Consider the following 25,148-nt stretch of genomic DNA (forward strand, 5'->3'; position numbering starts at 1 on the left):
ATAACTATATTGTAGAAACGTTTACAAAGTAAGTAATTAATACTTTATAATGAAACCAATTAAATCCTTAATCATACTACTATTAATTGCCGTTACGAGCTACTCTTGTACATCGGACTCCAATTCTAGTGAAAATGATTTTACAGATTTAGAAGCTTCTGTTAAATTTAACGTGTCTTATGGCGATAATGAGTTTCAAACTTACGACTTATATTTACCCGAAAATCGAGATGTTGATACCAAAACTTTAATTTTAGTACATGGCGGGGGTTGGACGTCGGGAGATAAAAGCGACATGGATGCCTTTGTTGAATTAATCCAGAACGATTTACCTGATGTCGCCATCTTGAATATGAATTATCGTTTAGTAGATAATGCTACTGAAGCTTACCCGACACAAATTAACGACATAAGTTCTGTCGTAAACCATTTAAATGCTAATTTAGAAACCTACCAAATCTCAAGCGATTTCGGTTTTATAGGAACTAGTGCTGGTGCACACTTAGCTCTACTTTGGAGCTATGCCTTTAACGATTTAAATCAAGCCAAAATGGTATGCAGCATAGTAGGCCCAACAAATTTTACAGATCCTGAATATATAGAACAGATTGATTCTGAAGAACTTCAAGCATTAATAGAATTATACGGATTAGATCTAACTACTACATTTTTAGAACAAGTAAGTCCATACCTCCAAGTCACAGAAGATGCTCCTGCAACAATTCTATTTTATGGAGGTAAAGATCCATTGGTTCCCGCCTCTCAGGGTAGCGATTTACAAGACAAGCTTGAAGCCTTAGGTGTTATGCACGAATACACGCTATACCCAGAAGAAGGTCATGGTTGGGACGGATTAGAACTCCTAGACACTTGGTCTAAATTAAAAAGATTTATCACCGAAAATTTAGATTAATCTTTAGCATATTCCACGCCGCTGAATATTTAGTGTTTCACCGTTATCTCTAAAACAAATAAAAATAGACAAAAGCTATTATAATTACTCCAAAGGGCTTAGCTTGACGTTGCGTTTTTATTAATCTAACTAAGAAGCACCAAATTATAGCATCGTCTTGAATTTATAATATAGAAGATAAAAATTTCAAGTTTTGAAGATGAAGAATTACTATTTACTTTCTATGTAAATGATCATGTTTTTCCTAATGATTATTTACAACTGAAGCTTTGATACCATTCCATTAATAATTATATACAAACAGATAAACCACAAAAGAAGAAAGTCCAGAATAATGAATTCTGAACTTTTTAATCTTAACCTTAATATGTTTTTTTAGTTATCCGATAACTTCCAATTTAGCAAATCGAAGTAATAATTTCTTGTTACCACCATTTTCAAATTTAATTTCGGCTTTAGTATCTGCTCCCACACCTTCTATTTTTAAGACTTCACCTTTTCCAAAACGCAAGTGTTTAACAATGTTTCCTGCTGTTAATTTATTATCAAATAAATTAGCCTCTCCAGAAGCGGCATTGGTTTGACTAACTGGCGTTAATTTTTTAGGTGTGCTAATTTGGACTTTAGCAGGGCCTTGTAATTTTGGCGAACCTTTTTTCTGAATTGGTAGTTGTTTAGCAGGCTTAAATCTAATATTCCCCGGAGTTGGCGTATCGGCATCTCCAAAAATGTTAGCATCTAACATTGGATTCATTCTGCGCTCTTCTATTGGAGTAAGAATATCTAAGTATTGCTCATCTATTTCCTGAATAAATCGGCTTGGGTCAGAATCTACTAATTTTCCCCAGCGGTATCTAGATAAAGCATAGGTTAAATACGCTTGTTTTTCTGCTCGTGTTAATGCTACATAAAACAAACGTCGTTCTTCTTCCAACTCGCTTCTGGTATTCATACTCATAGCACTTGGAAATAAATCTTCCTCAAGTCCAACAATAAAAACATATGGAAATTCTAAACCTTTAGCCAAGTGAATGGTCATTAAAGCGACCCGATCATCCTCTCCATTATCATTATCTAGATCGGTTGCAAGCGCAACATCTTCTAAAAATTCGGTTAAAGACCCTGTGGTATCTGCGATTTCTTTTTGCTCTTCAACAAAATCTTTAATACCATTTATAAGTTCTTCTATATTTTCAACTTTAGCAACCCCTTCTGGTGTAGTATCTTTATTAAATTCTTTTATTAAACCTGTAGTTTTTGTAACATGCTCTGCCAACTCAAATGCATTCACATTCTGATTCATGACTTGGAAACTCTCTACCATAGTCACAAAATCTTTAAGCTTATTTTTTGTTCCCGAATTAATTTTCACATCGGTTTTATCGATGTGTTTCATCACTTCAAAAATAGAACGCTTATAGCCGTTTGCAGCTATTATTAACTTATCTATGGTAGTTTGACCGATACCTCTTGGCGGAAAATTAATGACACGTTTTAAAGCTTCTTCGTCCGAAGGATTTATAATAATTCTTAAATACGATAAAATGTCCTTGATCTCTTTACGCTGATAAAATGATAAACCGCCATAAATACGATAGGGTATATCACGTTTACGTAAAGCATCTTCCATTGAACGGGATTGTGCATTGGTACGATATAAAATGGCAAAATCTGAATGCTTAAGTTGCTCATTCATCTTCGTTTCAAAAATGGTACTCGCCACATAACGCCCTTCTTCCCCATCGGTCATGGAACGATTTACTTTTATTTTTCCACCTTCATCATTTGCTGTCCAAACAACCTTATCTAATTTCGTTTCATTTTTATCTATAATAGAATTGGCTGCATTTACAATATTTTTAGTCGACCTATAATTTTGTTCTAAACGAAACAACTTTACATTATCGTAATCTTTTTGGAAATTTAAAATATTATTGATATTTGCACCACGAAAGGCATAAATACTCTGAGCATCGTCTCCAACGACACAAATATTTTGAAAACGATCAGACAATGCTCTTACTATTAAATACTGTGAATGGTTAGTATCTTGATACTCATCTACCAAAATATATCTAAAACGGTCTTGATATTTAGCTAATACTTCTGGAAAGCGTGTTAAAAGTTCATTTGTTTTTAATAATAAATCATCAAAATCCATGGCGCCAGATTTAAAACAACGCTCTACATATTCTTTGTAAATATCGCCTAAACGTGGACGTCTAGCCATTGTATCGGCTTCAATCAATTCTGGATTTTGAAAATAGGCACGAACCGTGATTAAGCTGTTTTTGTATGAAGAAATTCTAGAAAACACAGATTTATATTTATACAAATCCTTATCTAATCCCATTTCTTTAATAATAGATGAAATTAAACGCTGAGAGTCTTGTGCATCATAAATCGTAAAATTTGCAGGATATCCTAATTTATCGGCTTCAATTCTTAAAATTTTAGCAAAAACCGAGTGAAATGTTCCCATCCACAGGTTTTTAGCTTCACTTTGGCCAACTATAGAAGCAATACGCTCTTTCATTTCGCGAGCCGCTTTATTGGTAAAGGTTAACGATAAAATATTAAAAGGGTCTATACCCTGATGCATTAAATAGGCTATTCTATAAGTTAACACACGTGTTTTTCCAGAACCGGCCCCTGCTATAACTATCATAGGGCCGTCTTTTTGAATGGTTGGTGCTAACTGTGCTTCATTTAACTGACTTAAATACTTCTCCAATGTTCATACAATTTAGGTTGTAAAATTAACCTTTGTTAGCCGTTTAACTAAATAGATTTATAAATAATTATAAACATTGCACATTTTACAAGTTATAAGTCATACGTGTTTTAAATAATACCGTCGCCTACAAATACTAATTTTAACCCTTCTTTCATGTTTAACCATAAGAAATTAAACACAGATTTGGTTTTATCTCGAGTTACTTGCCCATTTTTTTCTATAAAGCCATCCTTATTTTTATCGGAATCATTCCGTATAAAAAGATTAGCTATAGACGATAAAAAATTATTCCGCTTCTTCTTTTTATTTAAAATATTCACTTTCATGTTTGCATATTTTACATCAAAATTTACGGTAGATCTGTTTACATTTCCATCTATTCTAGCATAAATCTTATCAAATTGTCCTTCAAGTTTAATGTTTAAATTATGCTCTGTAAACCTATTTAATCGAGCAGCTGGTAACACACCTATTTGAGCTTTAAACATAAAATCATCTTGTTTATTATTTACATCAAACACCCAATTAGCATGTAATGGAGCTTTTCCAAAAAAAATAGTTTGTATATCTAATTCTGTTTTTGTTGGAGCCTCATAAGTATTACTTACATTTTTAATTGTAGCATTAAAATCGTTAAATGCAACACTACCTGCTTGAACATTAGCTTTTACCTTCTCTTCATAAACAATATTTCCGTGTTTTAACAATACTACAGGTAAAGTTAAATCGAAACTAAGATCTCGCAACATTTTGCTATATAACGGCTTAATTGTATAATCGTCTGCAACCAGTTTATTTCTATAAATTTTCGCATCAGGTTTTTCAATGATGATTGAATCTGATTTAAAATAAAAACGGTTATTATTAAAACCAAAATCAGGTTGTTTTAACCATAACGAATCTATTTCTACATTAAAATGATCGCGTTCTTTTTTTATAATCTTAGTTAATTCTTGTTTAGAGTATTTGGTCTTTAACTTTAAATCTCTAATTACCCAATTTTTATTTGTAAACTCTAAATTTTGCAAACTTAAGGTTTCATATATTCCCACATTAAATGTTAAAGAATCTGTTTGAATAGAATAGTCTGAATAAGTAAAGGGGATATTTTTTTGGGCTGAAGCGTCGTCTAGAACAATAGCATTAAAGGACATATTTACATTTTCCGATTTCAGAAAAATTGAGTCTGATGTGGCTTGATAAATGGTTAATTTTGCATGACTTAAATGTAAGTTATCAATTTTTATTTGCTTATTGAATGCTTGCAAAGGTTTATTTTGAGAATCTTCTGATGTAACTTTAGAGTGCTGTGTATCTGATTTAAAACTATTTTTTTTATAAGATATATCTGCATTTTCAAGCTCAATCTGATCTAAATGTATGGTCTTATTGAAAATAAATTGCCAATAACTTACATTTTCTAGTTTAAAATTATCAAGCTTTACATTTAGGTTTTTCCCCGTTTTATTCTGCTTAGAAAAAATTAATTCCGGATTTTCAACAAACAGCAACCCCTGAAACACATTAACATGCAATGCTGTGTAATTTAATTTCACATGTTCTGGAAGATTTGTTAAAGCCGATTTAAGCTTACCTTCTACAAATGGATTTGCAAAAAACACCACCACTAGACCCAACACACAAACTATTAATAACAAAACAGTTACACTTCTCTTAATTAGTCTAGACATTGATTGCGATGGATTTATATTTATACATAAAATTAAAACAATATAATGATAAAGATATCTTCCTTTATGTATTTGCTTTATTTATAATATATTTAACCCATTAACGAAAAAAAAAAAAAAAAAACGCATTATGAGTTTAGGTGACATAAGTTGGTGGATGTGGATTATCCTTTTACTTATTATTATAGCAATTAGAGATGTTTTTATTCAAAAAAGACATACCATTAGTCATAACTTCCCTATTGTAGGTCACCTCAGGTTTCTTTTAGAGAGTATAGGTCCAGAAATGCGTCAGTATTTTGTTGCTAACAACCGTGAAGAACTGCCTTTTAACCGTATAGAACGGGGATGGATTTACGCTTCTGCAAAACATGAAAATAACTATGAAGGTTTTGGTACAGATCGCGATATTTATGCCAACCAGCATATGTTTATCAATAACGCCATGTTACCTTTTAAGCCGGAAGGAGATCATCCAAACTTAAAAGACAATACATTTTTACCATGTGCAAAAGTAATGGGTGCACACAACAAGAGAAAAAAACCTTTTAGACCAGCCTCTGTAATTAATATATCTGCTATGAGTTTTGGATCTCTATCTGCTAAAGCTATGGAGTCTTTAAACAAAGGGGTAAAAATATCTGGAGCTTTTCATAATACAGGAGAAGGCGGTTTGTCTCCTTACCATAGCCATGGTGGAGATGTTATTTTTCAAATCGGGACAGGCTATTTTGGAGTTCGTGACGATGAAGGAAATTTTTCTATAGATAAACTTGTGGCGTTAACAAACAAAAATCCATTTATAAAGGCTATTGAAATTAAATTATCTCAAGGAGCAAAACCAGGAAAAGGAGGTGTTTTACCCGCAGCAAAAATCACTAAAGAAATATCTAATATTAGACACGTACCAATTGGTAAAGATGTAATCTCTCCTCCTGGGCATTCTGCTTTTAAAGACATCCCTGGGCTCTTAGAGTTTATAGAAAAAATTGCTGATCTTACAGGTTTACCAGTAGGTGTTAAAGCTGCTATAGGAAAAATAGAACAATGGGAAGAACTTGCAGACCTAATGATTGCAACTGGTAAAGGTCCCGACTTTATAACTGTTGATGGTGGTGAAGGCGGTACTGGAGCTGCGCCTCCCAGTTTTGCAGATCACGTGTCTTTACCTTGGGTATATGGGTTTAGCGAACTATATAAAGTGTTTTTAAAACGAAACCTTACAGACCGAATTGTATTTATAGGTAATGGCCGCTTAGGATTCCCAGCAAAAGCAGCCATGGCTTTTGCTATGGGAGCAGACTGTATAAGTGTGGCCAGAGAAGCTATGTTAAGTATTGGATGCATACAAGCACAAGTTTGCCATACTAACCGATGCCCTAGTGGTGTTGCCACACAAAATAAATGGCTACAAAATGGTATAGACCCTACTTTAAAATCTGAACGTCTTGCCCAATATTTTAAAACGTTTAGTAAAGAATTTATAGAAGTTACACATGCAGCAGGTTACGAGCACCCTTGTCAATTTAAAATGCATGATATTAATGTAAATGTAGATGATAAAAATTTAACGGCTAAATTAGATAAAACCTATAAGTACGAAAAAGCTCCAGTAGCATTTAAAAGCATGAAAGACTTACTAGATTGTCCTTATTTAGGAGGAAAAGCCAATTTAAATTAAGACCAAAATTCCTTAACCACTAACTTGTTTTTTATTTTACCTTAAGATAAAAACAATTAATTTTACAAAAAATTACAACCCTATGAATCCAGACACTTTAGTTAACTTATTTTTATATACTATCCCCGCATTAATAACAGGATTAATTGCTTTTTATTTTTTTAAAGAACATACCAAAAATGAAGATGGCAGACGACGTTTTTTATTAAAAAAAGAAATGCAAGTAAATGCATTGCCTTTACGATTACAAGCTTACGAACGTATGACTTTATTTTTAGAACGTATTACACCGTCTAAATTATTAATTCGTGTACAACCAATGTCTGAGGATAAAAATGATTACGAAACCTTACTTATAAGTAATATTGAGCAGGAATTTGAACACAATTTATCACAACAAATCTACATTAGTGATGAATGTTGGAGCATTATTCTTACTGCAAAAAACTCAACTATTCAATTAGTTAGAAAAGCCGCAATGTCTGAAAAAACAGATAGTGCAAATAAACTACGTGAAGTAATTTTATCTGAAATGATGGAGAAACGTGCGCCTAGTGATGCAGCCTTGTCTTTTATAAAAGAAGAAGTAAGCGACATGTGGTAAAACAAAAGTTCTGTGATGTGCTAACACTATTAGAACAAAACCAAAGTAACGTGCTAGAAAAAACAACTTAATAAGCAGAAAGAACAAACAGTTTATTAAGTTGTTTTTTCGTTTAAGAGAGAGGTGCCTCCATTAAATTGTTTCATTTTAGCATAATCAAAACCTTGTTTCCACCATTTTTCCATTAAAGGCTTACTAAATATCAAGGAATTCTCGGTTAATTGTGTAGGCGTATAATATAAGTTTAATTTTACATTTTTCTGAATAGCAGTTAATTTACCAATCACTATATCATGATATTCTAATTGGTCTACAACATGCCCAAACAAATTCATCATGAGCGAAAAGGGATTTTGTCCTAACACTTTATTTTCTTGCATTTGCTCAGACTCTAAAATCACTGCATCAACCTCTGTTGCCCCTCTATTTATCGCTTCTTGTATAGGCACAACACAGGAATATCCCCCATCTGCATATTCATATCCATTTACCGTAGCAATAGACATAAAAGGAATATAATTACAAGAAATCCAAATCCACTCACAAAACTCATCATACGTACACTCTTGTATCGATTTATATTCAACTTTGCCTTTAGAAAGGTTTGTAACTGTAACGACAACATCAGATTTTATTTTCCTTATAAGATTAAATTCTGTTGGTGTAAAATTTTTTTTAATATTACGCTTTAGGGATTTGCTTTCACCAAACGTACGTTTACGTTTTATAAACTGAAGTACTGAATTAAAATAATTGATTGAGACATACTCACGATCTCCTTTTTTATGTTGTACAAAAGGACTAACACTAAAGATATCGCTTTGAGAAACATTTGTATAAATATTATATAATTTATTTAAATCTCCTGTTGCCAAATGCGGAATCAATAAACTTCCAGTAGACGTCCCTAGATAAATATCGTATTCTCGCTTTTTTTGTTCTATTAAATATTGTGCTACACCACCAGCAAAAGCACCTTTGCTACCACCTCCAGAAATTACTAATGCTCTCATATTTATTATTCTTGCTGAAGTTGTTTTAAAATAATTCCATATTTAGGGTGTTGTTCTATAATCTCCAACATCTGTTTTGCTTTTTTACTTAGCCTCCAATTATGGTGTTTTGTTGCCTGCATGATGTTTGCAATTGTAACTTCGTTATAAATTTGCAAAGCATCTACATAACTTAACGCCAAATCCCTTACTTCAAAATCATAAATTGGTGCTGTATACTGAATTAATTCATTTAAATACTTAGAACTTAATTCGGGTTTAAATTCTGGAGTAGACAATGCTAAAACCAACCATAATTGTCTAATGTTTTTAGATTTAAAACCGATATAATCCTGAGTGTGTTGTAAATATTCTGTACGTTTTTCTGGAAAATTCACCCATAAATTATACAATGCAATTTCTTGAGTTTGATAAGATTTATCGTCTAAAAACGTTTCATAAGTGTCCTGCAATGCTTTAGGTATAGTAGTTAGCTCTTGTGCTATAGTTTGTCTAACTTCTACCCCATTTTTAATCATTACATCTTTAGTAATCAATTCTGGTTGTTTTTTTAATAATTCTTGTTTTTCAAAATAATAGCGATTAGAGTCTAGTAGAAAATTAGTATCATGAGCTACAATACAATCTAACTCTTCTAACTGATTCATATAAAAACGCATAGCATCATTAGATGAATTTAAAACATAATCTAAAGGAAATGTATTAGACTGCAACCACAGATCGAAAAATGCATCTAAATTTTTACCACTCACCGCTTTAACTTCTGATATAAAATCGTTAGTGCTTACATTCTTATATTGGTGTGCATTTAAATAACGTTTCACAGCCAATTTAAAAGCTTTGTTGCCTATTTCTGCACGTAAAGCATGTAACAACCAAGCTCCTTTTTTATAAAAAGTTGTGCTTGAAGATTCTGGATTTAGCAATGTCGTACTTTGTCCTTGCTTATCCTGAGCTAGTAATTCTTGAGCATATTCATACATCCGCATATTATAATAATCACTCCCAAACACCTCACGTTCTGCCAGTAGAGCATAATATGTAGCAAAACCCTCTTGTAACCAATGGTGAGTTCCTGAGGTTTCGGTAACCAAATCTCCAAACCATTGATGCGCTAATTCATGCGCATTAACATTAACATAATTACGGTCTACAAAACCTATATCGTCAACCATATACGCATCAGAAAAAATGGTTGCACTTGTATTTTCCATCCCTGCATATAGAAAATCGGCGACGGGAATTTGCTTGTAATTTTCCCAAGGATACGGCACACCAATTTCAGTTTCCAAAGCATTAAAAATTTGCGTACTATATCTGTATGTTGGTTCTACTTTTAAAGAATCTTCTGGATAATAATATAATTCTAATGGAATATTATGTTTAGACTTAAGTGTTTGCTTCTTATATTTCCCAATGGCAAGGGCAAATAAATAATTACTCATAGGCTTAGAAGACACATAATGCCAAGATGTTAAAGAATCTGTTTGCACCTTTTCTTTTAATACGCCGTTTGCAATAACTTGAAAATTATTACGAAAATTGACTCTTAAATCTAAGGTTGTTTTTTCGTTCATATCATCAAAACTAGGAATCCAATTACTCGTATATTTACCTTGACCTTGAGTCCAAACTTGAGATCGGCCTCCATACTCCCAACCTATAAAATACATCGCTTTTTTGGGGTTAGCCTGATAATGTAGTTTAATACTATTATTATCACTTCTAGTAAAATTAGAGTATAACCAAATCTTTTTACCATCGTTTATAAATGGTATTTCTTGCTTGTTAAGCATAACTTTAGAAATATCCATACGTTGTGCATCTATAAAAATAGAATCTGTAGGCTGTAAAACATCAAAAATATAGGTTACATCTCCATAAATTTCTTTCTGAATAGGATTAATAGACACCTCAGCAGTAATCGACTTAAAATCAACTAGATTTATTTGCTGCCCCCATAAAAAGCTACTAAAAGCAGCTATAAAAACGTATAAAAAAGACTTCATTTATTAAATATAGCAAAGGTTTTAGTAAAATTCGTAAATTTTAAGGTTTTATGTTTAAAGGAATAGAATTATCTTCGTTTTTATGAATTCCAAGCTTCAAACTCCAATTGATTATTTAAAAGGTGTCGGTCCAAATCGTGCAGATTTACTCCGTAAAGAACTTGGTATTCATACCTATCAAGATTTAATTAATCTGTTTCCAAACCGCTATTTAGACCGCACACAGTATTATAAAATCACCCAATTACAACGCAATAATGCAGAAGTTCAAATTATTGGTCGAGTGGTTGGCTTAAAAGAAGTTGCACAAGGAAAAAGCAAACGTTTAGTAGCTACTTTTAAAGATGAAACTGGAGCTATGGAGTTGGTTTGGTTTCGCGGATTTAAATGGTTAAAAGAGAGTATAAAGTTAAATACCGATTATGTTGTTTTTGGGAAAACAAATGCATTTGGTAGTACTTTTAGTATGCCACATCCAGAAATGGAGTTATTAATTGAGCATGAAAAAAACCTTAGGTCTGCCATGCAACCTGTATACCCTTCTACCGAAAAATTATCGAATAAAGGGATTACAAATCGTGTAATGAGCAAAATCATGCAGCAATTATTTCTTGAAACTCATGGCAAATTTGAAGAAACTTTATCTGTAGATTTACTTTCTGAACTCAAATTGATATCCAAATCTGAAGCACTCTTTAATATTCATTTCCCAAAAAATCAAGAGCTCTTAGCACGCGCACAATTTCGTTTAAAATTCGAGGAGTTATTTTACATTCAGTTGCAATTAATTCTGAAAAATTTAATTCATAAATCAAAAATAAAAGGCTTTCCTTTCGACCAAGTTGGCGAATATTTTAACACCTTCTTTAAACAGCATTTACCATTCGATTTAACCAACGCACAGAAACGCGTTATTAAAGAAATTCGTGCCGATTTAGGCAGTAATGCACAAATGAACCGGCTTTTACAAGGCGATGTGGGTTCAGGAAAGACTATAGTCGCCCTAATGTCAATGTTAATCGCACTTGACAACGGTTTTCAAGCGTGTTTAATGGCGCCTACTGAAATTTTGTCAGTCCAACATTATAACGGATTACTAGACCTGTGTAAGGATTTAAATATCAGCATAAAACTACTCACAGGATCAACTAAAACTTCAGATAGAAGAATCATTCACGAAGCACTTGAAAATGGCGAATTAGATATCCTAATTGGTACCCATGCACTCCTAGAAGATAAGGTAAAATTTAAAAATTTAGGCCTTGCTATTATAGACGAACAACACCGTTTTGGAGTTGCGCAAAGAAGTAAATTGTGGAGAAAAAACCTAACTCCTCCTCACATTTTAGTAATGACGGCAACGCCAATTCCGAGAACATTAGCCATGTCTGTTTATGGCGATTTAGATATCTCTATAATCGATGAATTACCGCCAGGTAGACAACCTATTAAAACAGTACATCGTTACGATTCTAACCGCCTAAAAGTATTACGTTTTGTAAGAGATGAAATAGATAAAGGCCGCCAAGTATATATTGTTTATCCGTTAATTCAAGAAAGCGAAAATATGGATTACAAAGACTTAATGGATGGTTATGAAAGTATCGCTCGAGATTTCCCTTCACCAAAATATCAAATTTCTATTGTACACGGACAAATGAAGCCAGCTGATAAAGAATTTGAAATGCAACGGTTTATAAAAGGAGAAACTCAAATTATGGTTGCTACCACGGTTATTGAAGTGGGTGTTAACGTCCCTAATGCATCTGTAATGATTATTGAAAGTGCCGAGCGTTTTGGGTTATCGCAACTCCATCAATTACGTGGTCGTGTAGGTCGTGGTGCCGAACAGAGTTTTTGTATTTTAATGACAAGTCACAAATTAAGCAACGATAGTAAAACACGGCTAGAAACCATGGTAAAAACCAGTGACGGTTTTGAAATTGCCGAAGTAGATTTAAAACTACGTGGTCCCGGAGATATTATGGGTACACAACAAAGTGGCGTTTTAAACTTAAAAATTGCCGATATTGTTAAAGACAACGACATTTTAAAATTAGCACGTTTTCACGCATTAAAAATATTAAAAAACGACCCTAGACTTGTTAAACCCCAACATCGTCCTATTTTATTTACTTATCAGCAATTAGCCAAATACAAAAACATTTGGAATTACATTAGCTAAACTATTCGTTTTGAAGTTGCGCTATAAACATCTCAAATTCAGATTTATATTTTTCATATAAATCGCCAGTTGCAGGACCATTAAATCCAGTATGAATTTTTCTTACCTTTCCTTTTTTATCGATGTATATTGCCGTTGGATAAGACAACACATGATTTAACATAGGTAATTTTTCTTGTGCAGCAGCTTTATCTGTTGTACCATATTGCGCCAATAAAATAGGATATGGAATTCCTAGTCTAGATTTTAAACGCTCAATATTTTTAAAAGCCTGAGCTTCTGTTTTAGCATATTCAAACGCCAAACCAACAAAAGCAACATCCTGAGTATTATGCGTTTTTAAATACTCCATAAAATATTTACTTTCATCTAAACAATTGGGACACCAACTCCCCATAAGCTGAACCACAACCACTTTGTTTTTAAACTGACTATCTGATAAAGACACCATCGTACCAGTATGATCTGGAAACGTAAAAGCTAAAGCATCATATCCAGGCTTTAAAAACGTTAAAGAATCTGCATCTGCCAATTCAAATTCAGGATTACGTTTTGCTACAAACGGTTCTTTATAATGGTTTCCAGAATAAAACATCCCAGTCATACTGCTATCGGTTACTTTAGCTGTAAATAAAAATGCATGTGCACCATCAAAGGCAGATAACTTCATAGCATCTCCATCCATAACGCCTTCTAAAAAACGATAATCACCTGTAGTTGTTCTAAATGTTCCAGTAACTTTACTACCTTCTTGTTTAAATATCCCTTTGCCAACATATTGATCTGATTCACTATTTGGACTAAATGTGGTTTCCCAAACACCTGTAACATCAGCTTTAGGGCCTTTAACCGTTTTAAATCTATTCGTGTTTCCAAATTCTGCTTTAAAAGCTATAGAGCGTTTTAACCCTTTAATTATAAAACTACCTTGTAAAGTATTAGCATCAAGAATTTTAGCTTTTATAAAACCTTCAAATACAGGTGGTTTAATAGTGACACTATCATTCGCATATATAACTTCATCTACTTTAATATGTTCTTCTGCATTAAAAATGGTTAATAAGGTATCATTAATAACCTCAAAATTAAACGGTAAAAGCTCATTATCCTGTGTCTCTAAAGTTGCACGCCACATCCCTTTTTTTAATTTTTCAGGATGAGATTCTTCACAACTTAACAAACAAAAGACTAAACCTAACACTAATAAATAACGCATAAATCATTTTTTTTATTGACTATCGAAGAAACACAAAATTACTTACAATAAAAAACATTTTACAATTTTATAGACGTTGAAGTATTACTATCTTTGCGCTTTTAAGAAAACACGCTTTACATGAAGATTTCGTATAATTGGTTAAAACAATTTATTAAAACTGACTGGTCTGCAGAGCAAACCGGAGAACTTTTAACAGACCTTGGTTTAGAGGTTGAAGGTATTACTGCTTTTCAATCTGTAAAAGGAGGCTTACAAGGTATTGTTGTAGGAGAAGTACTAACTTGTGTGCAACATCCAAATGCAGATAGATTAAAAATTACTACAGTTAATATAGGTGCAGAAACTCCTGTACAAATTGTTTGCGGCGCACCTAATGTAGATGCTGGACAAAAAGTTCCTGTAGCTACTATTGGAACCACTTTATATACAGAAACAGGAGAAGCTTGGACTATAAAAAAAGGAAAGATTAGAGGCGAAGACAGCTTTGGAATGATTTGCGCTGAAGACGAACTTGGTTTAGGGCAGTCTCATGATGGTATTATGATTTTAGATGCCGATTTAAAACCTGGAACACCAGCAGCAGATATTTTTGATGTAGAAGATGACTTGGTTTTTGAAATTGGATTAACTCCTAACCGTGCAGATGCAATGAGTCATTATGGCACTGCTCGCGATTTAAGAGCAGGATTACTTCAAAAAGAAATACATGCTGAATTAATTACACCTTCTGTAAGTGCATTTCATGTTAACAATAGAGCTTTTCGCGTAGATGTAGATGTCCAAAATAAAGATTTAGCACCGCGTTATTGTGGCGTAAGTATCTCTGGTGTTAAAGTTGAAGAATCTCCAAAATGGTTACAAAACAGACTTAAAGCCATTGGTTTAACCCCTAAAAACAATGTGGTAGATGCTACTAATTATGTACTACATGATTTAGGACAACCGTTACACGCCTTTGATTACAACAAAATATCTGGACAAAAAGTAATTGTAAAAACTGTTGAAGCAGGTACGACATTTACCACTTTAGATGGTATTGAACGTACTTTACATGAAGACGACCTTATGATTTGTGATGCCGAAAAACCTATGTGTATAGCAGGTGTTTTTGGTGGCGAACAATCTGGCGTAACAGAAAACACCTCAAATGTGTTTTTAGAAAGTGCTTATTTTAATCCTGTAAGTGTACGTAAAACTGCAAAACGTCACGGGTTAAACACAGATGCTTCGTTTAGATTTGAAAGAGGAATAGACCCAAATTTATGTGAATACGCATTAAAACGTGCAGCTTTACTTATAATTGAACTTGCTGGAGGAGAAATCTCTAGCGATATTTTTGATTCTTATAGTAATAAGATCGAAGACTTTCAAGTACGTTTAAGCTTTGATAATGCAAAACGTTTAATTGGTGAAGAAATTCCTAAAGATATAATTAAACGCATTTTAATGTCTTTAGATATTAAAATAAATAATGTTACAGAAACGGGACTAGGTTTAACTATTCCTGCGTATAGAAACGATGTACAAAGAGAAGCTGATGTTATTGAAGAAATACTACGCGTATACGGATATAACAACGTTAAAACCTCAGAGAAACTACAGGCATCCATCTCAAATTCGTCACGCTTTGAAGATCATAAACTTCAAAATATTATCGGGACACAGTTAGCTGCTCAAGGTTTTTTTGAAATTATGGCTAACTCTTTAACTTCTCCAGATTATGTAGCCTTAAGCGAGCAGTTAAAAGCTGAACATAACATTAGCATGCTTAATCCTTTAAGTAACGATTTATCTGTATTAAGACAATCGTTATTATTTTCTGGCTTAGAAGCTGTATCGCATAATATAAACAGAAGACGGCCGCATTTAAAGTTTTTTGAATTTGGGAAAACCTACCATCAGTATAACGAAAATCGTGAAGAGTTTAAACATTTATCACTTTTTGTAACAGGTAATAAAACTTCTGAAACTTGGAATAGTCCAGCTCAAAAAACAGATTTCTTTTACATAAAAGGTGTAATTAGTACCGTTTTAGAGCGTCTAGGTCTATCTAAATATAAAACCGCTCCTATTTCTAATGATATCTTTAGTGAAGGATTAGAATTTGGCTTAGGAAAAACAAAACTTGTAACGTTTGGTTTAATTAAATCTAGCATATTAAAACATTTTGATATTTCACAGCAGGTTTTATTTGCCGATTTTAATTGGGATGCCATTATTGATTTTGCAAAACATAACAAAACCAAATACTCTGAAATTGCTAAGCACCCAGAAGTACGCCGTGATTTTGCTTTGTTATTAGACGATCAAGTAACTTTTGAAGACATCTTTACCATTGCAAAACAAACAGAAAAGCAGCTTTTAAAAGAGGTTAACTTATTTGATGTATATCAGGGTAACAATTTACCAAAAGGGAAAAAGAGTTATGCTGTGAGCTTTATTTTGCAAGACGAACAAAAAACACTTACAGATAAACAAATCGATAAAATTATGTCTAAATTACAATCTAATTTTGAACAGAAATTAGGAGCAGAATTAAGATAAAACACTTTCTACAAATAGTACATAACAATAAAGCCTGCATAATACAATGTAGGCTTTTTTGTCTCAAAAATTAAAGAATAAAATTAAATTACTTTTACGTTTATTGCGTTTAATCCTTTTTTACCTTCTTTTAATTCAAATTCTACGGTATCTCCTTCTTCGATTCTGTCTATTAATCCAGAAACGTGAACGAAATATTCGTTACTTGAACCTTCTTCGATAATAAATCCAAATCCTTTAGATTCATTGAAAAATTTTACTGTTCCGTTTTTCACTGTATATAAATATTGTTAATAGTTTTAACAAAATTAAGATTATCTACAACCTGACAAAATAATTTTACATTTTTATTTCGTGCCTAAAATGAAGCTCTTACATCCTAAATTTTAAGTTTTAAGCATAAAAAAACCTATCAATAAATTGATAGGTTAAGATCATAAAAAGTATATATACTTAAGAAAGTATTAGATTACTTTTACATTTACTGCGTTTAATCCTTTTTTACCTTCTTGTAAATCGAATTCTACTGCATCACCTTCACGAATTTCATCAATTAATCCAGAGATGTGTACGAAATGTTCTTTGTTTGTGTCGTCTTCAATAATGAATCCAAATCCTTTAGAATCGTTAAAGAATTTTACTGTTCCTTTGTTCATTGTAAAATATTAAATAATTATAATTGTTACAAATGTAAGGTTATAAATGAGATAACCGACTAATTTTTAGTTTTATTTTAAAATAAAAAGAAAAGCCTTGATTTTACTGGGGTTTAAAATCTAAATTAAAAGTTGTATCTTTATTAGTGACTAAATTTTATAAATCATGGACGATTCAGATTATACAAAAGTATTTACAGGAAGTTTTATAATTATTCAACTTATTGTAGATAAACTTGAAGCTGTTGGTATTAAAGCCATTGTTAAAGATGAAAGCGAATCTGCTAGACTTGCGGGGTTTGGTGCTTCTATACAAGGCCAACAAGACCTTTATGTTAGCAAAGAAGAAACACATGATGCTTTAGCTATTATTGAAGCTGTAACATCAGACTTAGAAGTATAAAAAAAGCCTTGATATAGTATATCAAGGCTTTCTAATATTATTACAAAACTTTTACATGTTGTACATTTTAGCACGTTGCTCTTTAGTTTTAGGGTCTTGCATATACTCGTCGAATGTTGTGTAACGATCTATAATACCACTTGGTGTTAATTCAATAACACGATTCGCTACAGTTTGAGCAAATTCATGATCGTGTGTAGTGAACAATACCGTACCCTTAAAATTCTTTAAAGAGTTATTAAATGCGGTTATACTTTCTAGATCTAAATGGTTTGTAGGCTCATCTAACATTAAAACATTAGCTCTAACCATCATCATTCTACTTAACATACAACGCACCTTCTCTCCTCCAGACAACACATTAGATGTCTTTAAAGCTTCTTCCCCACTAAAAATCATTTTTCCTAGAAATCCACGAACAAATACTTCTTCACGTTCTTCTTCTGTTGTTGCCCATTGGCGTAACCAATCTACCAAGTTTAAATTGTTATTAAAGTACTCGCTATTATCTAGTGGTAAATAAGATTGAGAAGTAGTTACACCCCAAGAAAACGTACCTGAGTCTGGTTGTTCTTTATTATTTAAAATTTGATAGAAAGCTGTTGTTGCTCTAGAATCTTTAGAATACACAACTACTTTATCCCCTTTATTAAGGTTTAAATCAATATCTTTAAATAAAACTTCTCCGTCTATTGAAGCAGATAGTCCTTCAACATTCAAAATCTGATCTCCGGCCTCTCTATCGCGTTCAAAAATAATTGCAGGATAACGTCTACTTGTGCGTCTAATATCCTCTATATTTAACTTATCAATCATTTTCTTTCTACTTGTTGCTTGTTTACTTTTTGCAACGTTTGCTGAGAAACGACGAATAAACTCTTCTAATTCTTTCTTTTTCTCTTCAGCTTTTTTGTTTTGCTGAGCATGCTGTCTCGCTGCTAATTGAGACGACTCGTACCAAAACGTATAGTTTCCTGAATAGTGATTAATTTTTGCAAAATCGATATCTGAAATATGTGTACACACGGCATCTAAAAAGTGACGGTCGTGAGATACCACAATAACACAGTTATCAAAATTAGCAATAAAGTTTTCTAACCACGTAATGGTCTCATAATCCAAGTCGTTGGTAGGCTCATCCATAATTAAAACATCTGGATTTCCAAAAAGAGCTTGCGCCAATAATACACGTACTTTTTGCTTACCATCTAAGTCTTTCATTAACGTATAATGATAATCTTCATTAATACCTAAATTAGATAGTAAAGCAGCTGCATCACTATCTGCATTCCAACCATTCATTTCTTCAAACTGCACTTGAAGTTCACCAATCTTTTCTGCATTTTCATCTGTGTAATCGGCATATAAAGCATCGATTTCAGTTTTAATTTTAAAAAGTGGCTTGTTCCCCATTATTACGGTTTCCAAAACAGTATGTTCATCATATAAATTATGATTTTGTTCTAAAACCGACATACGTTTGCCAGGCTCTAAATGAACATGACCAGATGTGGGTTCTATTTTACCTGATAGAATATTTAAAAAAGTAGATTTTCCAGCACCATTAGCACCAATAATTCCATAGCAATTACCTTGATTAAAGACCGTGTTTACTTCATCAAAAAGAACACGCTTTCCAAATTGTACAGAAAGATTTGAAACTGATAACATATATGTATTTTTATTTTGTTGCAAAAGTAGGAAAATTACAATCATAACACGAATGAAATTAGATCTTAATAACATTTAACAGCCTATTAACAGCACAAATAGACTACAACTCATATTTTTGTTTTTAAGCTATCTTATTTTAAAAATTAAGAGCACATCCATTTTATGAAACACCTTTACTTCATTTTTTTACTTTCGATTTGTTTTACTGCCTGCAAAAAAGACACTAATCAAGACAAAATGACTTGTGCTTTTTTAGGAGGTGAAATAATTAACCCTAGTAACAACTATGTTGTTATCTCTAAAGAAAACAACGTATTAGACACTGTTACCTTAGACAATAATAACAGATTTTTATATAAAATAAATCCTATAGATCCAGGGTTATATACGTTTTCTCATGGTGGCGAAATACAAATGATATTTTTAGAACCAACAGACAGTATTGTATTACGACTAAACAATCTAGATTTTGATGAATCTTTAGTTTTTACCGGTCATGGAGCAAAAGAGAATAATTACTTAATTAATATGTTTTTAAAAAATGAATTGGTAAGTAATAAAATTCTTAAAATGAGTCAGGCATCTCCAGAACAATTTGAGCATGATTTGGATTCGATTAAAAACGAATTTCAAAACGATTTGAATGCTTTTAAAACAAAGTACAATACATCGCCTTTATTTAATGAAATCGCGCAAGCCAATATAGATTATAATTTTTATGCTCAAAAAGAATTATATCCTTTTACGAGTTATGGAAAAACAGAGCGTAAAAACTTTGAAAGTTTACCTAAATCATTTTACACTTATAGATCTAAAATTGATTATAATAACGATAAATTAAAAAATTACTTTCCATATTATAGTTTTTTAAAATATCACTTTAACAACATTGCGTTACAAAGACATTTTACACATTCTAACGACAGCGTTTTTAATAACAAATCTTTAGAATATAATTTAGATAAAATTCATTTAATAGACAGTTTAATTACCAACGACTCTATCAAGAATTCCTTATTAAAATTTGCTGCTTTTAGATATATAAATGCTTCTAATAACACAGAAGACTATTTACCATATTTAAACTCTTACCTCGAAAAAAGCACTTCTAAAAAAAATAACTATCAAATTAAAAACCTAATAGAATCTTTAATAAAATTAAAGCCAGGAAGCACTATACCCAATACTTTAGTTTCTAATGAAAAAGGTAACGAGTATCAAATAAACGATTTTATAGATGGTCCTACAGCTATTTATTTCTGGTCTTACAATATGAAAAATCATTTTATTGAAAGCCACAAAAAGATAAAAGAATTAAGAGTTAAATACCCAGAAATAGATTTTATAGCAATAAATATTGATGAAAACAAAGAGAGTTGGGTTAATTACTTAAAACAACATCATTATTCTCTTAAAAATGAATATCGTTTTATGACGCCTGAAAAATCTAGACAAATTTTAGCTTTAAATACTATTAATAGAGTGATTTTAGTTAAGAAAGATAAAACTATAGTTAATAGTAATACCAACATGTTTTCTAAACATTTTGAAGTGGAGTTATTAGGTTTAATTAATCAATAAAAAACCCTCAACTTTTACATTGAGGATTCTTCCCATAATTAACACTATAACAATAATTATATCTTTATTTAGTACCGTTTAAAAATTTAGGTTTTAAAACTAACATAGCCCAAGCCCAATTTTGCGTGTCTGCAGCATCATTTTCTGCTACGCCTTTTAGCTCATACATACCGTCTGAGGCAAACATTTGAGAGTATCCTAGTTTTAAAGCAAAACCTTTAAATGTTTTTGAGTACACTAAATCTAATTCTGTACCTAATGATTTTTCACCACTAGCTAATTCTTGTTCTCCACTAAAATTTAATACTTTTACTAACAGGCTAGACGTTTCATTTAATTTAAAATTAGCACTCACATGCACATCTACTAAACCAATTGAATTGGCATGATTACCTACATAAAAGTAATCCATGAACCCATTAAACTTATGGTTGGTTCCGTATAACGGAAAGAAAGCTCCTGTTTCACCTGCGTCTGCATCGTTACCACTTATAACCTCTACTCCTGCACCTAAACCTATACCGCCAGACAATTTATACGTTGCTTCTAAACCTACTAAAAATGCACTTTTAACAGACAATTCATTAACACGCTCTCCTGTTTGCAAATAAGCATTACCTGCCAATCCAAAAGCTCCAGATTTATAATTTAAATGCGTTCCTATAGTTTGTAAACTACTTACTCCAAAACCATCATAAGTTCTTACCCCATCAACCAATTCAAAATTTTGAAAGGTATTATTAAGTATTAACACACTTGCAGAAAACGTGCTCCATTCTTTCTTTAAATACCCGTATTGCATAGCTTTATACGTAAAGAATCCTGGATCTTCTGTATATTCGTTTCCGGTACCTACATAACCACTAATATTACTAGTATAACTATCAAAATCTTGATTAAAAGCTAGACCTACATCAAACATAAAACCATCTTTCTTGTATTTTATTAAGGCTGCGTCATGATTGCGCCCCATTTGTGCCCAATCTAAACCTCCCATTATACGCTGATCATCGTAAGACAATACCTGCCGGCCTAATTTTGTTGAAAAGCCTGAACCCAATTTTATATCTGCCCATGCCTGAAAAATCGCAAACGAATTGTTTGCATCTACAGTATTTATTTGTCTATTCTCTCCCCAAACTAAGACATCTTGCATGCTTAAGTAAAACGAATAAGCATCCGTTTTATATCCTGCATTTAAACGTGCCCTTGTACTTATTGAAAATGCTGGTTCTGCAGATTCTGGCATAACACTTCCAAATCCATGTCTATATTCTGCACGAGGTCTAAATTCCCCATCTAATGTAAATTGTGCTTGAAGGGCTTGTAAACTCCCTAAAAAAAGAGCTAAAACTATTAATTGCTTTTTCATTTTTTGTTTTTTTGGTTTATTGTGTGATTGGTTGTTTTTGTATTTTAATGTTCTAAAAAATCTATTAAATGTTTTCTGTATGCATAATAATCGTTGTGTTCTAAAACTGATTTTCTAGTTCTGGGACGCTCAAATTCTATATTTAAGATGTCTCCTATTTTTGCTTTTGGTCCGCTCGTCATCATAACTACACGATCTGCTAAAAAAATGGCTTCATCTACATCATGCGTAATCATTACGGCTGTAATCTTTTCTTTATTCCAAATTTCAATAAGAATATCTTGAAGTTCACCACGTGTTAAAGAATCTAACATTCCAAAAGGTTCATCTAACAACAATACTTTGGGTTTAATAGCAAAGGCTCTCGCTATACCTACACGTTGTTGCATTCCTTGAGATAAATCTGAAGCTTTTTTATAAAACGCATCCTCTAACCCAACTTTTTGTAAATAGTATTTCGCAATATCGTGTCGTTGTGCTTTTGAAGCGTCTGGAAACACTTGATTAACACCTAACAACACATTTTGAAGTGCCGTCATCCAAGGCATTAAACTTGGCGATTGAAAAATAACACCCCGATCTGGACCTGGACCTTTAATACGATTGCCTAATACAGATATACTTCCACCTGTAATTTCGTTAAGTCCTGCAATCATAGATAACATGGTGGTTTTTCCACACCCAGAATGTCCAATTATGGTTACAAATTCTTCTTTCATAATTTTTAGATTCAAATCTTCTAATACCACATATTCACCTTTAGGAGTCGGGTACACTTTTTTAAGCTGATTTAAATCTAACATAACATTAGCCGAAGGATAAATAATACCATTTTCGCCATCTAGATGAGGAATTCGAGTCGTGGTTATCTTTGTATTCATGAGATTGTGTGTTTTAGAAATTTCCAACAAAACTTTTAGGTTGTAAATCTGGTAATATATATTGTTTTTTAGCTTCCGATTTTCTCTGATTTCCTATATCCATTAAATACTCTATAATTGCATTTCTAGTGGTTTTAAAATTAGGATTATCATTTAAAGCTGTTTTATCCCTCGGTCGTTCTATATCTATTTTAAACTCGGGTCCTAATGTAGCATTTGGTCCTGGGCGCAAGGGTATAATTCTGTCGGCCATATAAATTCCTTCATCTACATCGTTAGTAATTAATAATGCTGTTCGCTTTTCTTGTCCCCAAATATTTAATATTTCGTCTTGCAAATTCCCTCTTGTTAATGCATCTAGAGCCCCTAGAGGTTCATCCATAATTATCATTTCTGGTCTCATAGCTAAAGCTCGCGCTACTGCTACACGCTGACGCATACCTCCAGACAATTCATTAGGACGTTTATGCATGGCTGGAGTTAAATTTACCATCTCTACATAATCTGATACTAGACTATGCAATTCTGTTTTCGATTTTTCAGGAAACACCTCTTTAACAGCCATATAAATATTCTGAGCAACTGTTAACCATGGCAATAACGAATAATTCTGAAATATAACCCCTCGCTCATGGCTTGTGCCTGAAACAGGCTGTCCCTTAAATAACACCTCTCCTTTTGTAGGCTGAATAAGGCCATTTATTAAATTAACTAAAGTTGTTTTTCCGCTTCCTGTAAACCCTACAATGGCTACAAATTCTCCTTCTTCAATAGTTAAATTAATATTGGAAAGTACTTCTTGAGCATCTGCTTCATGTCCGTAGGTTTTACATATATTATGCAATTCTAAATATGCCATAATTTAAATTTTTATCAGATTAAATACCTTCGCTTTTATTGAATGATATAGCGTTTTGAATGGTTAACATGATTCTATCAAGTAAGAACCCTATTATACCAATAACAAACATGGCTACAATAATTTTTGAATTTGAATCGTTTGCTCCATTCTGGAATTCTTCCCATACAAACAATCCTAATCCGGGACTTTGAGCCAATAATTCTATAGCTATAAGCACCATCCAAGCTACAGATAATGTAATTTTTAAACCTGTAAAAATTAAAGGGAGAGACGATGGTAATATAACTTTAAAGACTTTTTGAAACGGTCCTAATTTTAATACTTTAGCAACATTTATATAATCTTTATCTACAGACGACACTCCCATAGCAGTATTTACTAAAGTAGCCCACATAGAACATAATCCTACACTTATAAATGAGATTACAAAAGAGCTATCATCTGTAGAATCGATTAAAATTGTTTTTACAATCATAAATACGAGTAAGTACCACACTACCGGAGACACTGGTTTAAAAATTTGAATAAACCAATTAAAAGCACTGCGCAACGTTGGACTTAATCCAATAAGTATACCTAAAGGCACAGCGATTACTAAAGCCAAAAGAAAACCAGCAAACACAGTTTTTAAACTCATTACAATTTGATCTATAAATGAAGGTCTCCCAGTATATGTTATAGGTGCTTGACCCGAAGCTATACGTGTTTCGTTTAGTGCCTTTGTTTTTTGTTTAAATGCTGCCTTATCTGCACTAATTACATTGTGATCTCTTAATAACGATTTATAAGATTCCCAAACTTGACTAGGTGCAGGTAAAGTGTTAGGCTGGCAACTAATATTACCAGAGGCAATACAAGCTCTCATTTCATTAGCAGCAGCTTCCCCTTGATCTGTTAGTGCCTTTTCAATTTTAAAATTTGCTTCTCTTTGGTATAACGCCTTTGCTCCCAAATGCCACAATCCAATAAACAACAATATAGAGGTAAGTGGTACAATGACTTTTCTTAAAAAGCTTACAAAATCTTCTCTATCTAAATTTCCTGTGAATACTTTTTTTAAGGTACTTAAAAATCCTAATCCCATAAATTTACTAACGCGTCCTAAGGTTATACTCTGCTTCAT

The 25,148-nt window shown here is 32.4% G+C and carries 19 protein-coding genes; 7 read left to right on the forward strand and 12 right to left on the reverse strand.

Annotated elements, in window-relative coordinates; all coding sequences use genetic code 11:
• The first annotated feature begins 49 nt into the window (after window positions 1-49).
• Entirely contained in the window at window positions 50-913 is an 864-nt protein-coding gene (locus FNB79_RS15620) for an alpha/beta hydrolase (RefSeq protein ID WP_143382246.1), read from the forward strand.
• A 379-nt stretch (window positions 914-1,292) separates the two neighbouring features.
• On the opposite strand, the gene FNB79_RS15625 is transcribed toward FNB79_RS15620, so the two are convergent.
• Both FNB79_RS15625 and FNB79_RS15630 read right to left on the reverse strand, forming a co-directional pair.
• The gene (locus tag FNB79_RS15625; RefSeq protein WP_143382247.1) at window positions 1,293-3,647 is read right to left on the reverse strand and encodes an ATP-dependent helicase; all 2,355 of its coding nucleotides are present in this window, start codon (window positions 3,645-3,647) and stop codon (window positions 1,293-1,295) included.
• Between the two features lie 110 nt (window positions 3,648-3,757).
• Window positions 3,758-5,341: a hypothetical protein gene (locus FNB79_RS15630; RefSeq protein WP_143382248.1), complete on the reverse strand. Its 1,584-nt coding sequence runs from the start codon at window positions 5,339-5,341 to the stop codon at window positions 3,758-3,760.
• A gap of 130 nt (window positions 5,342-5,471) precedes the next feature.
• On the opposite strand from FNB79_RS15630, the gene FNB79_RS15635 reads away from it, so the two are divergent.
• On the forward strand, window positions 5,472-7,022 hold the full coding sequence (locus FNB79_RS15635; protein WP_143382249.1) for an FMN-binding glutamate synthase family protein: 1,551 nt from the start codon (window positions 5,472-5,474) through the stop codon (window positions 7,020-7,022).
• 82 nt (window positions 7,023-7,104) lie between these two features.
• Entirely contained in the window at window positions 7,105-7,626 is a 522-nt protein-coding gene (locus FNB79_RS15640; protein WP_143382250.1) for a DUF7935 family protein, read from the forward strand.
• Between the two features lie 95 nt (window positions 7,627-7,721).
• Here the strand turns inward: FNB79_RS15640 and FNB79_RS15645 are convergent, their stop codons facing one another.
• Window positions 7,722-8,639 carry a patatin-like phospholipase family protein gene (locus tag FNB79_RS15645; RefSeq protein ID WP_143382251.1) on the reverse strand — a complete coding sequence of 306 codons (918 nt, stop codon included), beginning with the start codon at window positions 8,637-8,639 and terminating at the stop codon, window positions 7,722-7,724.
• Window positions 8,640-8,644: 5 nt separating this feature from the next.
• Window positions 8,645-10,648, reverse strand: a complete 2,004-nt coding sequence (locus FNB79_RS15650) for a M1 family metallopeptidase (RefSeq protein WP_143382252.1) — start codon at window positions 10,646-10,648, stop codon at window positions 8,645-8,647.
• 82 nt (window positions 10,649-10,730) lie between these two features.
• On the opposite strand from FNB79_RS15650, the gene recG reads away from it, so the two are divergent.
• Window positions 10,731-12,833: an ATP-dependent DNA helicase RecG gene (gene recG, locus FNB79_RS15655; RefSeq protein ID WP_143382253.1), complete on the forward strand. Its 2,103-nt coding sequence runs from the start codon at window positions 10,731-10,733 to the stop codon at window positions 12,831-12,833.
• A gap of 1 nt (window position 12,834) precedes the next feature.
• On the opposite strand, the gene FNB79_RS15660 is transcribed toward recG, so the two are convergent.
• Entirely contained in the window at window positions 12,835-14,049 is a 1,215-nt protein-coding gene (locus FNB79_RS15660) for a TlpA disulfide reductase family protein (RefSeq protein ID WP_143382254.1), read from the reverse strand.
• A gap of 120 nt (window positions 14,050-14,169) precedes the next feature.
• Here FNB79_RS15660 and pheT point away from each other — a divergent pair, with 120 nt between their 5' ends.
• On the forward strand, window positions 14,170-16,596 hold the full coding sequence (gene pheT, locus FNB79_RS15665) for a phenylalanine--tRNA ligase subunit beta (RefSeq protein WP_143382255.1): 2,427 nt from the start codon (window positions 14,170-14,172) through the stop codon (window positions 16,594-16,596).
• An 83-nt stretch (window positions 16,597-16,679) separates the two neighbouring features.
• Here pheT and FNB79_RS15670 read toward each other — a convergent pair whose 3' ends face one another.
• Window positions 16,680-16,871: a cold-shock protein gene (locus FNB79_RS15670; RefSeq protein ID WP_143382256.1), complete on the reverse strand. Its 192-nt coding sequence runs from the start codon at window positions 16,869-16,871 to the stop codon at window positions 16,680-16,682.
• Between the two features lie 189 nt (window positions 16,872-17,060).
• Entirely contained in the window at window positions 17,061-17,252 is a 192-nt protein-coding gene (locus FNB79_RS15675; RefSeq protein WP_038528380.1) for a cold-shock protein, read from the reverse strand.
• A gap of 166 nt (window positions 17,253-17,418) precedes the next feature.
• Here FNB79_RS15675 and FNB79_RS15680 point away from each other — a divergent pair, with 166 nt between their 5' ends.
• Window positions 17,419-17,655 carry a putative signal transducing protein gene (locus tag FNB79_RS15680; RefSeq protein ID WP_143382257.1) on the forward strand — a complete coding sequence of 79 codons (237 nt, stop codon included), beginning with the start codon at window positions 17,419-17,421 and terminating at the stop codon, window positions 17,653-17,655.
• Window positions 17,656-17,706: 51 nt separating this feature from the next.
• Here the strand turns inward: FNB79_RS15680 and FNB79_RS15685 are convergent, their stop codons facing one another.
• Window positions 17,707-19,326 (reverse strand): ABC-F family ATP-binding cassette domain-containing protein, encoded by a 1,620-nt coding sequence (locus tag FNB79_RS15685; RefSeq protein WP_143382258.1) that lies wholly within the window; start codon window positions 19,324-19,326, stop codon window positions 17,707-17,709.
• 240 nt (window positions 19,327-19,566) lie between these two features.
• Between FNB79_RS15685 and FNB79_RS15690 the strand changes: the two genes are divergently transcribed.
• Window positions 19,567-20,910 (forward strand): TlpA family protein disulfide reductase, encoded by a 1,344-nt coding sequence (locus FNB79_RS15690; protein ID WP_246073291.1) that lies wholly within the window; start codon window positions 19,567-19,569, stop codon window positions 20,908-20,910.
• 64 nt (window positions 20,911-20,974) lie between these two features.
• On the opposite strand, the gene FNB79_RS15695 is transcribed toward FNB79_RS15690, so the two are convergent.
• From FNB79_RS15695 to FNB79_RS15710, 4 genes are read right to left on the reverse strand one after another with little or no spacing between them, the layout of a single operon-like run.
• Window positions 20,975-22,282, reverse strand: a complete 1,308-nt coding sequence (locus FNB79_RS15695; RefSeq protein WP_143382260.1) for an alginate export family protein — start codon at window positions 22,280-22,282, stop codon at window positions 20,975-20,977.
• A 44-nt stretch (window positions 22,283-22,326) separates the two neighbouring features.
• Window positions 22,327-23,163: an ABC transporter ATP-binding protein gene (locus tag FNB79_RS15700; protein WP_143382261.1), complete on the reverse strand. Its 837-nt coding sequence runs from the start codon at window positions 23,161-23,163 to the stop codon at window positions 22,327-22,329.
• A gap of 13 nt (window positions 23,164-23,176) precedes the next feature.
• Window positions 23,177-24,022 carry an ABC transporter ATP-binding protein gene (locus FNB79_RS15705; RefSeq protein WP_185967795.1) on the reverse strand — a complete coding sequence of 282 codons (846 nt, stop codon included), beginning with the start codon at window positions 24,020-24,022 and terminating at the stop codon, window positions 23,177-23,179.
• A 19-nt stretch (window positions 24,023-24,041) separates the two neighbouring features.
• Window positions 24,042-25,148: an ABC transporter permease gene (locus tag FNB79_RS15710; protein WP_143382263.1), complete on the reverse strand. Its 1,107-nt coding sequence runs from the start codon at window positions 25,146-25,148 to the stop codon at window positions 24,042-24,044.

The organism is Formosa sediminum, assembly GCF_007197735.1.
Classification (GTDB): domain Bacteria; phylum Bacteroidota; class Bacteroidia; order Flavobacteriales; family Flavobacteriaceae; genus Formosa; species Formosa sediminum.